This is a genomic window from Bacteroidota bacterium (assembly GCA_016194975.1).
GTDB lineage: Bacteria > Bacteroidota > Bacteroidia > Palsa-965 > Palsa-965.
On record JACQAM010000023.1, the window covers coordinates 252,027 to 264,005 of the forward strand.

Annotated in this window: 11 protein-coding genes; 9 read left to right on the forward strand and 2 right to left on the reverse strand. The window is 43.4% G+C overall.

What is annotated here, in order from left to right:
- Positions 1-66: 66 nt before the first annotated feature.
- On the reverse strand, positions 67-927 hold the full coding sequence (locus tag HY064_15540; protein MBI3512070.1) for a 1,4-dihydroxy-6-naphthoate synthase: 861 nt from the start codon (positions 925-927) through the stop codon (positions 67-69).
- Positions 928-1,069: 142 nt separating this feature from the next.
- Positions 1,070-1,750: a futalosine hydrolase gene (mqnB, locus tag HY064_15545; GenBank protein ID MBI3512071.1), complete on the reverse strand. Its 681-nt coding sequence runs from the start codon at positions 1,748-1,750 to the stop codon at positions 1,070-1,072.
- 144 nt (positions 1,751-1,894) lie between these two features.
- Between mqnB and HY064_15550 the strand changes: the two genes are divergently transcribed.
- From HY064_15550 to HY064_15590, 9 genes are all read left to right on the forward strand, one after another.
- Complete coding sequence (locus HY064_15550; protein ID MBI3512072.1) at positions 1,895-2,308, forward strand: 6-carboxytetrahydropterin synthase; 414 nt, start codon at positions 1,895-1,897, stop codon at positions 2,306-2,308.
- Between the two features lie 27 nt (positions 2,309-2,335).
- A complete protein-coding gene (folE, locus tag HY064_15555; protein MBI3512073.1) occupies positions 2,336-2,959 on the forward strand; it encodes a GTP cyclohydrolase I FolE in 624 nt (207 codons plus the stop codon).
- Entirely contained in the window at positions 2,959-3,489 is a 531-nt protein-coding gene (locus HY064_15560; protein MBI3512074.1) for a hypothetical protein, read from the forward strand. Before folE ends, HY064_15560 begins: the two co-directional genes overlap by 1 nt.
- 80 nt (positions 3,490-3,569) lie before the next feature.
- Positions 3,570-4,307, forward strand: a complete 738-nt coding sequence (locus HY064_15565; GenBank protein ID MBI3512075.1) for a Bax inhibitor-1/YccA family protein — start codon at positions 3,570-3,572, stop codon at positions 4,305-4,307.
- 138 nt (positions 4,308-4,445) lie between these two features.
- On the forward strand, positions 4,446-7,346 hold the full coding sequence (locus HY064_15570; GenBank protein MBI3512076.1) for a hypothetical protein: 2,901 nt from the start codon (positions 4,446-4,448) through the stop codon (positions 7,344-7,346).
- A gap of 131 nt (positions 7,347-7,477) precedes the next feature.
- Positions 7,478-8,266 carry a US12 family protein gene (locus tag HY064_15575; GenBank protein ID MBI3512077.1) on the forward strand — a complete coding sequence of 263 codons (789 nt, stop codon included), beginning with the start codon at positions 7,478-7,480 and terminating at the stop codon, positions 8,264-8,266.
- Between the two features lie 101 nt (positions 8,267-8,367).
- Complete coding sequence (gene fabD, locus HY064_15580; protein MBI3512078.1) at positions 8,368-9,246, forward strand: ACP S-malonyltransferase; 879 nt, start codon at positions 8,368-8,370, stop codon at positions 9,244-9,246.
- Between the two features lie 123 nt (positions 9,247-9,369).
- Complete coding sequence (locus HY064_15585) at positions 9,370-9,996, forward strand: hypothetical protein (protein MBI3512079.1); 627 nt, start codon at positions 9,370-9,372, stop codon at positions 9,994-9,996.
- A 95-nt stretch (positions 9,997-10,091) separates the two neighbouring features.
- Positions 10,092-11,828, forward strand: coding sequence for a hypothetical protein (locus HY064_15590; GenBank protein MBI3512080.1), 1,737 nt, complete (start codon positions 10,092-10,094; stop codon positions 11,826-11,828).
- The last annotated feature ends 151 nt before the right edge of the window (positions 11,829-11,979 follow it).

The following is an 11,979-nucleotide window of genomic DNA, read 5'->3' on the forward strand; positions in this document are numbered from 1 at the left end:
CGGTTTAACCACAGAGGGCTACCGCACATTCCCGCGCACCACCACGATTTCGTGGAAGCAGAGCATTCAGTCGAGGAAAATATTTTTACCAATCGCAGAAATTATTTCTGACTTTTTCGCTGTAGAAAATAATTCTTCCACCGCACTTCTCCCCTCTTTTCCGAGATCGACAGAAAATTCATTTACATAAAGTTCAATGTGTTTCATCATCACCTCTTCGCTCATCTCCTGCGCATGTGCGCGCACAAAAGGCATGCACGCATCCGGGTGCACAAACGCGTACTCCACACTCGCGCGTATGAGCGCATCCACGCGATGCTGAATTTCATTGGAGAATTTTCTTTTCATCACTATTCCGCCAAGAGGAATCGGGTGGCCCGCTTGCCCTGAGCTTGTCGATCGGGTCTTTTCTTCCCAGTATTCGCCGAGATCGATTATTTTTTTCAAACCTTTCTCTTCGTAAGTAAAACGATTTTCGTGAATGATGAGCCCGGCGTCTGCTTTTTCATTCAACAAAGCATTTTCAATTTCAGAAAAGATCATTTCCGTTTTCAGTTTTGCATTGGGAAAAGCAAGTCCGAATAATAAATTAGCTGTCGTAAATTTTCCGGGAATAGCGATGCACAAATTTCCTTCCGCAATTTCTTCTTTTGAAATTTTTCGTTTTGAGATCAGTAATGGGCCGCAATTTATCCCGAGCGCACTTCCTGAATTCAGGAGAAAATAATTTTCCGTGCAATGCGCGAATGCATGAAAACTCAGTTTCGTTATATCAATTTCAGAATGAAAAGCTTTTTTATTCAATGTCTCCACATCTTCCATCACCAAATCAAAATCAATTCCCTGCGTGTCTATGCGCTTGTTGACGATCGCATCGAAAATGAAACAATCATTAGGGCAGGGAGAAAAACCGAGAGAAATATTCATGACTACTGTACGAATTACGAAATTTACTACTGTACGAATTACGAAATTCTCGAACTACGAAATTTACTACTGTACGAACTACGAAATTGGCGAACTACGAACTACGAAATTTACGAATTACGAACTGCGAAAAAAACGAAAATTAAAACGCATTAAGAATTTCAAGTCCCGTTGTGCTGAGATTTTTTATTGCTTCTGCCATTTTCCACGCATCGCGGTTTCTTTTCTCAATGAAATTCGACACCGCACGCACCTGCGCAAACACGGTATCGTGCGTCATGCACGCGTACATGAATGCCGCGCCTTCCATGCTTTCCACATGCGGATTCCAGCGCTTCACGGTTTCCGAAATACTTTTTTCATTGCCATGAACTTTATTCACCGTAATTCCATTCACGGTAGCAATTGCATTCATCACGGGATTTGAAGGCGGAGCAAGATTCACAAGTTGCCCCCATTTGAACGGAAGTTCATTTTCTCCGAGCAGGTTCAGCTCATTCACCGTCAGAAATTTTTCTCCATCCTCGGCGCCGAGTTCCGCAATGCGATCGGTAACAATATGCACGAGCATTCCCGGATCGAGTGAACGATCGAAACTTCCGCACGTACCGAAGTTGATGGCGAGATCATATTTATTCGTGGCAAGAACATGCGAGCACCACGAAGCCGTCGCGATCATTCCAACGCCGGTGGTGAGCGAATCGATCTCTTTATTTCCGAGAGAATATTTTTTCATACGCGGGCCATTTTCCGCAATGAATTTCATGTGGGCGAAGAGTGGAGAGATTTCCATGTAGGTCGCCGAGACTAATAATATTTTCATTGGGCTAAGGTAATAAGGTATCGGGTTCAGGTATTAGGGTAACAGGGTATTATTATTTCTGAATATTCCCGGCTATTTTTTTAGCTCTCACTCCTTACTAATAACCCAATAACTCAATAACCCAATAACCCGTAACTTTACACCATGATTTACCTCACACGACGAGAGCGTTTCACTGCCGCGCATAAATTGTATCGCGAAGACTGGAGTCCGAAAAAAAATATGGAAATTTTCGGTGGATGTGCAAACCCTAACTGGCACGGGCACAACTACGAAGTTTTCATTACCATCAAAGGAGAGATCGATCCTCAATTCGGTTACCTCATGAACCTGAAAGATCTCAGTAAATTAATTTGCGAAAACGTGATTGATAAAGTGGATCATAAAAATCTGAATATCGATGTCGATTTTATGAAAGGTATTATGACCTCGACTGAAAATGTGGCGGTCGCGATCTGGAAACAACTGGAGTCACCGCTGAAAAAACACAACGTGCAATTACATTCGGTAAAACTCATTGAAACGGAAAATAATTCTGTGGAATATTTCGGCGGATAAAATTTTTAAAAGAAAGGAACCAATTTTATGAACGGAAACGGCCTTGAAGAAGAATTCGGTTACGTAAAAATTGACAAGTACAATAAATCGCGTACCGATAAAATTGCAGGGAATTACAAACTCATTCTGGAAGACATCGGTGAAAACCCGGTGCGCGAAGGTTTGCAGAAAACTCCTGAGCGCGTTGCAAAAGCAATTCAGTTCCTCACGCACGGTTATGATCTCGATCCCACAGAAATTCTTCGCTCGGCAATGTTCAAAGAAGAATATTCGCAAATGGTTCTTGTGAAAGATATTGAAGTGTATTCGCTGTGCGAACATCACATGCTTCCTTTTTTCGGGAAAGCGCACATCGCCTACATTCCCAATGGCTGCATTGTTGGTTTGAGTAAACTTCCGCGCGTGGTAGACGCGTTCGCGCGCAGATTACAAGTTCAGGAGCGGCTTACCAATGAGATCCGCGATTGCATACAGAATACAATGAAACCGCTTGGCGTCGGCGTTGTTATTGAAGCGCAGCATTTGTGCATGCAGATGCGCGGAATTCAGAAACAGAATTCAGTAACTACAACTTCTGCTTTCACCGGCGAATTCCTCAATGAAACTACACGTTCGGAATTCATCAAACTCATCGGTTCGAAGTTGCATTGATGAAAAAATATTTTTTCCTTTTTCCTGTTATCATCCTCGCCGGTTGCCCGATGAAAGTTTCTGTTCCGCTGAGTTTAAGAGCGGAATTGAAAACCGATTCCTCTTTCATTGGAACTTATTTCAAACTGAATATGCCGGCCGGCGAAACTGAATCCATAAAATTTTCAATTCTCAATGACACCATGTACCGGATTGTCCGCGACGGAGAAGTGCAGGATGGCGACATCACGAGAAAAGAAAAAGACGGCTACAGCGGATTCGTAACGATCATCGACGGAAAAAAATTCATGAGTCTTTTAAAAACTGATGCCGACGGGAAAGCGATCGACGAATTGAAATTCATTATCGCCAATTTCGATCTTCATCGCGGCAAAACGAAGGATACTCTTTTCTCCAATATCCTCACTGGCGGCGGACTCGGTTCTTCCGATTATTCAACTCCCGAAGATCTTCGTTCCGCAGTGGAATATGCTTTAAAATATAATTCGCTCAAATACGACTCTGTCTATTCAGGAGTGTATGTGCGCTGAAAACTCCGTCTTAAAATCCGTTAAACGCTCAACCAAAAGATTATTTTTCACGTAACTTTACATAACCAAAAATCACCACTATGGATTACAGACAAACCAACATGAACCAGTTTGCAACACAGAATTCGTCTGAAATTGCAGCGCGTTCATTTATGACACAGGTGTTCGGATGGATGTCCGGCGCACTGTTCTTCACCGCAATTACTTCCTGGTTATTTTACAGCATTCCATCGCTGTCGGCACTCATTTACAATGTGCAGGACGGGCATGTAGTTGGATGGAGCGGACTCGGTTACCTCTGCATTTTCTCCCCGCTCATTCTTGTTTTTGCAATGTCGCTCGGCTTTCAGCGTTTTTCTCTGCCGGTGCTCATTGGTATTTTTATGTTGTATTCAGTCCTGAACGGTGTTTCGCTGAGTTCAATATTTCTGCGCTACCAGATGAATGTGATCGGAGCAACATTTGCCATCTCAGCCGGAATGTTCGGCACCATGGCGTTCATGGGATGGATCACCAAAGCAGATCTTTCGAAGATGGGCACCTTTCTCTACATGGCATTGATTGGACTTGTGATCGCGATGGTTGTAAATTTTTTCATGCACAGCCAGGGATTCTCCTACCTTATTTCCATTGCAGGTGTCATTATTTTCACCGGGCTTACTGCCTGGGATGTTCAGAAACTGAAAAACATAGGAGCGAATGTGAACGGAGGCGATACTGCCGCAGGAAAACTTTCCATTATGGGCGCGCTTACTTTATATCTCGATTTCCTCAACATCTTTCTTTTCCTTCTCCGCCTGATGGGGAATCGCAGGTAAAAAATATTTTTCTAAAGAAGAACCATCCTCTGCAGGGTGGTTTTTTTTTCAGAAATTTTCTTTTATTCCAGTCACCCTTTTACTAATTTGGCTTTTGATTAACATTGTCCTTACAACTTCTTCTACCAATACTTTCGCATGAAAAAATTTGTTCTCTTCTTAACGCTGCTTCCTTTTTTTATCCACGCACAAGTCAGTCCGCAATGGGTGGACCGTTTCGATGGTGCGGGCGATTACGCCGACCGGGTGAATGCGATGACTAAAGATGGTTCCGGAAATTATTATCTCGCCGGGTACAGCACGCGTTCCAATAATCAGAAAGATTTTCTCGTGATGAAGATCAATGTGAATGGCGATACGCTCTGGACATGGACTTATGATGGAACCAATCATACGCACGATGAAGCTTTTGATATTGCTTACGATGCGAATGGTTTTGTTTACGCTTGCGGATTCACAGAATCAAACGGGCAGGGTTCCGATATGTTTCTTGTCAAACTCGATCTACTCGGCGATTCACTCTGGACAAGGACTTACAATTATCTTGCGAATGAAAATGATATTGCAAATGCGGTGGCGGTTGATGCCGGCGGCAACGTAGTGATCACCGGGCAAAGCGATAATGATTCCACACTAATTACCAATGACGATTACATTACCATCCGTTATTCTCCCGCGGGCGTGCAGTCGTACGCAGTGCGCTACAACGGGCTTGCTAATGGAACAGATCGCGCGGTGGATGTGGTAATGCAGTCGAATGGAAATGCGGTGGTCACCGGGCGCTGCGCAAATTTCGATGATGATTTTGTAACAAAATGTTATTCCACAACCGGCACAGTGGTGTGGACGGCAATTTTTGACGGATTGAATGGAAATGATCATGCAGTAAAAATGGACCAGGATGCCGCCGGTAATATTTTTGTTACGGGTAATGCTGATAACGGATCAGATTACGATTATGTTGTGCTGGAATACAACTCATCCGGTATTGAACAATGGCAAAGCTGGTTTGATTATGCCGGTGGAAATGATTATCCCTCTTCCGTTACGCACGACAATGCCGGAAATATTATTGTCGCCGGACGCGTAGATGTTACTCCGCTCACTCCATCCTACGATATTCTCTCTGTAGAATTTGATGCGACAGGAAATCAGCAATGGACCGCTCAATTCAATGGCCCCGGCAATGGTGATGATGATGCGGGCGATGTAGTGGCTGATGCGTCGGGAAATATTTATCTCACCGGAAAAGTTGACATGAATGCGAATGTATTGATCATTGACAATGATATTATCACACTCTCATTCGACAACTCCGGAAATCTCCGCTGGCAACACACCAGTGGAAATGTTACAAATCCCGATGCGGGCGCTGCACTTACACTCGATGCATCAACGAATGTAATTGTTGCTGCGAATGCCACTGCGAATATTACCGGCAGAGATATCCGGAGAATAAAATACAATTCAACCGGTGTGCTTGCGTGGTCGAAAGATTACAACGGAACCGGCGATCATAATGATGTGACGAATGCAATGACGGTTGACGCCAATGGAAATTCGTACATGTGCGGGTACACGTACAGCGCGTACAACAAGCGCGACATGTGCGTGGTGAAAGTAAGTCCTGCCGGAACTACACTCTGGTCGGCAACTATCAATGGCTCTTTGAATCTTGATGACGAAGCAACCGGTGTTGCAGTGGATGCATCGGGCAATGTGATCATCACCGGTTACACAAAAGATACGATCACAGGTTACGCCATTTGCACAGCGAAATATTCTTCGGCAGGAGTCATGATGTGGACCACGAAATATAATTTTCTCACCACGAATCAGAATGACAAAGGAACCGGTGTTGTTGTAAATTCTTCGGGAGAAATTTTTGTCACCGGAGAAAGTGATGGCAACGCAACCACTGTTTCTAATTATGATATCGTTACCATAAAATACAATTCGGGTGGAACGCAACAATGGGCAATTCGTTACAACGGACCGGGAAATACCGGCGACAAACCATCTGCAATTGGAATTGCACCGTCGGGAAATATTGTGGTCGTTGGAAAAGTTGGCATCAGCGCTCTTGATGATAATGCTTTCATCGTCGAATACACCAATGCAGGAACACAGGTTTTCGCTTACAATTATCCTTCTGCGTATGGAAATGATAATGCCGTTGATCTTGCTTTCAATTCTGTTGGTGATATTGCCGTTGCTGTAAAAATGAAAAATATTTCGCTGAATGATGATATGGGCGTCTGGTATTTTGATGCGGCCGGAAATGGATTGTGGATGACAACGTACAACGGAACGGGAAATGGGAATGATGCACCCGCCGCGATTGCATTCGATAATTCCGGAAATATTTTTCTTGCCGGGCAAACCGATGTGGACACTGCATCATTATTTGCCAACTATGATGCTATCTCCATAAAGTACAATGGGAATGGTGTACAACAATGGGTGAAGACTGTTGCCGGCGCTGCCGGTGACGATGATAATGCGGTTGATGTTGTCATAGATAATTCAACCGGGAATGTTTACGTTGCTGCGCAAATTCAGAATGGAACGTTGCTGGTGAAGAACAACGACCTGGTTGTGTTACAATACGACCCTGCCGGAAATCAAATGCTTACTTCCACTTACGATGCTTTCGGAAAAAGTGACGGAGCTTCAGCTATGCAGATCTCAGGAAATAATATTTATGTCGCAGGATTCTCCACCGGGGCCGCCAACGCGCAGAAAGATATGGTGATGTTGCTCTACAGCGGGTTCAATGTGGGAATAAATGAAAATGAAATAATTTCTTCCCTGGATGTCTTTCCGGTTCCGTGCACGGATCATATTTCCATTCGAATGGATGATGCAAAAGAACATACGATCATGATCTTTGATGTGAATGGGAAAAAAGTATTTGAAACTTTTTTTACCGGAAAAGAGATCGCCATAGAAACTGCGGAATTGTCGCCGGGAATTTATTCCGGAACCGTTTTGAGTAATGATGGCAACAAACAATTTTTCCGGTTTGTGAGAGAATAATTTAACCAGCAATGCCTCGCTTTGTTCATTTCTATTCGGCTTCGCGTCCCCGCCTCCGTGAACCAGTGCAGTATTGCGGACAGGTTGGCTCTGATTACATTTAGAATCTTTCTGAATCCAACGTTAACAACATGCAGAAAAACCCGGATCACAAAAAACTGAATCGTGATTTCTGGAATGAGGTGGCTCATTCGGAAAAACCTCCTGTAGAAGAACGGACTTTTTTCATTCATGTTTTTTTCCTCGTGGCAGTTGCCCTTTTCTCCGGTGCCGTATTAATGCTGCTATTCGATAAGCTGTCTTTTTTTCACCGGTTCTTTTATGAATCGCAATATTTTCCTTCTTCCGTCATCATTGCCGGAATTCTTTCCTGCTTCTGGATATTGATTCTGTGGCATTTTAAATTCCATGTTCCTAAAACAACCTGGCTCGCTGCATTTTTCACACTCCTCTGTCTTGTTTCCGCATTTTTTCTTTCGTTGCTTGCATTTCTCGGCGACGGAAAATTTCTCATCTATCCTTTCATTTCAGTGAGCATAACTTACTTCGCTGCCGCATTGCTTTCGCTCGCCGCCCGTTTTTCGCTCAATCGCAATTGGATTATTTTTCTGCTGTTGCCTCTTGGAATAATATTTTCCATTCTCGTCAACTATTATTTTCAAACACGCGTTTTATGCTGGGTACTTTCATTTTTTTTCACATTCATCGTTTGCTTTCTTGCCACGAACCGCAATGAGATCGTCGGAGTTTTCAATACGAAAGATCACCCGGAAGTTTCTTACAGCACACGCATTTTCATGGCCGCTTTTCCCATTTGTTTTCCCGTACACGCTGCGCTCCTGCGCATACGCACGATCGGGAAAGTGCACATGAAGTACAGGTGGTTTACCGATTTTGAAAGAATTTCCAAAAAGAAATAATAGTTCACTGTTCGGTTTTTGTTTATTTATTTTCGAAGTCGTAAAAGAATCATATTCGTAAATTCGTCAATCCGTAATCTGTATATCTGTAATCCTCCTCTATGAAAAAAGCATACATCTTTCCCGGCCAGGGTTCCCAGTTTTCCGGGATGGCAAAAGATCTTTATGAAAATAATTCGATCTCAAAAGATCTGCTCGAAAAAGCAAATTCCATTCTTGGTTTCCGCATCACCGATATTATGTTCGGCGGAACCGATGAAGAATTGAAACAAACAAAAGTTACTCAGCCCGCGATCTTTCTTCATTCTGTTTCGCTTGCTGCAACACTCGCCGATTTTAAACCCGACATGGTAGCCGGACATTCGCTCGGAGAATTTTCTTCGCTCGTCGCCAATAAAACTCTTTCGTTCGAAGACGCACTCACACTCGTGTACAAGCGTGCGCTCGCGATGCAGAAAGCATGCGAAGCAAAACCTTCTACTATGGCGGCCGTTCTCGGAATGGAAGATGCGAAAGTGGAAACCATTTGCTCTTCAGTTGAAAATGATATTGTGGTTGCTGCGAATTATAATTGCCCGGGACAACTTGTAATTTCAGGAACGGTAAGCGGCGTAAATAAGGCGTGTGAATTATTGAAAGCCGCCGGCGCGAAACGTGCACTCGTTCTTCCGGTGGGCGGCGCATTTCATTCTCCGTTAATGGAACCTGCACGTGTGGAGCTCGAAGCCGCCATCAACGCAACAAATTTCAATACGCCGATCTGTCCCGTTTACCAGAATGTAAATGCAAAAGCGGTCACGGATCCTGAAGAAATAAAAAAGAATCTCATTGCGCAATTGACCGCTCCTGTTCGCTGGACACAAACCATTCAGAATATGTTTGCGGATGGAGCAACAAATTTTGTGGAAGTAGGCCCGGGAAAAGTTTTACAGGGATTAGTGAAGAAAATTGCACAGGGAGTGGAAGCTGTTTCTGCATAGTACGAAATACGAAATCCCGAACGCGTTCTATATTTCGTATTTGGCAACTTTCAGAACCCTTTTCGTATTTCGTAACTTTTAGTACCCTTTTCGTATTTCGTACTATACCCCTATCTTTATTCTATGAAACGCTTCCTCTCCATTTTATTCCTGCTTTCATTACCGGCAATAATACAAGCACAGTTTTTCCAGGGCTGGGGAATTATGGCCGGCGGAACTTTAGGAAGACAAAAATGGAAATGGGTTGATCCTGCAGCTAAAGACAAATCAAAATATTTATTACGTTATAACGGAGAAGTGTTCGCAGAATTTTTCGACAATCCTACTTATCGCTGGGTGACCGAACTTCAATACAATGTGAAAGGCGCAAAATGGAAATCCATTCCCGGTTCGAGTGGCGGCTCAACTACACTCACCGAGCAGAACCAATATATCGCGTGGAATAATTACCTGATGATCCGGCAGGAATTGGTTTCTATTATTCCATACGCAAAAGTCGGCCCGCGCCTCGAATATGTTTTCAGCAGCCCGCAATCTTTTTCTAAAATTCATGTTTGTCCCGCTGCAGGAGTTGGTGTGGAATTCGTTGCGTTCGGCCCCGTTGCTTTAATTACCGAAGCGTGGTGGGTGCCCGATGTTTTACATTCTTATAAAGATTCGAATCTTACGATCAAACAACATTGCTGGGAATTGCGCGTTGGTATAAAGTTCTCTCCCGGTGGAGAAAGTTGTCCGAAGGTTTACAAATAAGTCAATAGTCATTGTTGCCTTGTTTAAATATTTTCACCAGGCACTAATGACTACTTACTAATGGCTAATGACAATTGACCACGACCGATCTGAAAATGCGTTTTCAATTCTATTTATTCTTCGTGATTTTTTTCCCTTTCAGCGTTCATGGACAGGGAAATTATTCGCTGAAGATTATTGAGATTGGAAATGAAAACGTTTTAAAACACATCGATTATAAAAAAGATTTTCCCGATAAAATTTCCCGCGAGAATGAAATGCACAATGTACTTGCCACACTTTGGAATGAATCGTACCTCGAAGCGCGTTACGATAGTTTGCTGAACGATTCGCTTTCGATAACCGCCTATTTGTTTGCCGGTGAAAAATATTCCTGGGCTTCGCTCTCGAAAGGAAATGTAGATGAAGGAATTCTCAGCGATATCGGTTACCGCGAAAAATTATACCGAAACAAACCATTGAAATATAAAGATGTGGCGAAGATCGAAAACGGAATTCTCAACTGGTGCGACGATCACGGTTATCCGTTTGCTTCTGTGAAACTCGATAGTTGTTTTTTTGTGAATGATCGTTCGCTGAACGCTCAGCTTCATTTACAGAAAAACCGTTTTACAAAAATCGACAGCGTTGTCGTCGTTGGTTCATTGAAACTTTCGAGATCGTATCTCTTCAATTACATCGGAATTTCTCCCGGCGATCCTTACGATGAAAATAAAGTGGATGCAATAACCAAAAGAATAAAAGAACTTCCGTTTGCAAAAAGTACGAAGCCCTACACGATTCTATTCACGGAAAAATACACGAAGCTCACTTTGTATCTCGATAAAAAACCTTCGGGCCAATTCGATGGCGTGGTTGGATTTCTTCCCGACAGCCGTACCGGAAAAATTCTTTTCACGGGTGATGCGCGCCTGCGCCTGCAGAATAGTTTCACTCATGGAGAAGTGATCGACATCAACTGGAGAAGATTGCAGGAACAAACGCAGGATCTGAAAGCGCATGTGAATTATCCTTATCTCTTCCGCACGCCGGTTGGAATTGATTACACCATCAAACTTTACCGGCGCGATACTACGTACATCGACGTGAACCAGAATTTCGGTTTGCAATATCTTTTCAGCGCAGGAACAAGTTTAACTGCATTTGTAAAACAACGGAATTCAAATCTCATTTCCACTGCGGGAATGGAAAATCTCACAACGCTTCCGCAGTATGCCGATATTTCTGCGACCACTTACGGATTGACTTTTCACCGCGAGCAACTCGATTATCGTTTCAATCCGCGGAAAGGTTATGTGATTACTGCAACTGCCGACGCCGGCGATCGTGTCATTCACCGGAATGCAAAACTGAATCCTGTTATTTATGACAACATCGATCTTAAGACAACACAATATTCCGCAGCGTTCGATGCCGAAAAATTCTGGCCATTCGGAAAACGTTCCACTATCCGCACTTCATTACAGTCGGCAACGATCTACAACAACGGCGGCGTTTTTAAAAACGAATTGTACCGCATAGGCGGACTAAGAACATTGCGCGGCTTCGACGAAGAATCTATTTACGCGAGCAGTTACGCGATCGTCACCGCAGAATACCGTTTTCTCCTCGAAGAAAATTCTGCCTTCTTCCTTTTTGCCGATGGTTGCTGGTACGAGAACAACCTTAAAACATCTTTTGTAACCGACACACCATTCGGATTTGGCACCGGAGTTTTCTTCGAAACCAAAGCGGGAATTTTTACCATGACCTACGCACTCGGCGACCAGTTCAACCAGGGAATAAAATTCCGCGACGGAAAAGTTCATGTTGGATTTGTGGGAATGTTTTAGTTTCTGGTTCTTAGTTAGACATGCACGGTTATAAATATCTTTGGTCTTGTACTTTTAGCAGCACTTCTTCTTGACGTTTCTTTTGAATCCTCTGAAAACGCTTTTGCAATTAATGCTACTAATCCTGCTCCTGGTAATATTGGCCACATAA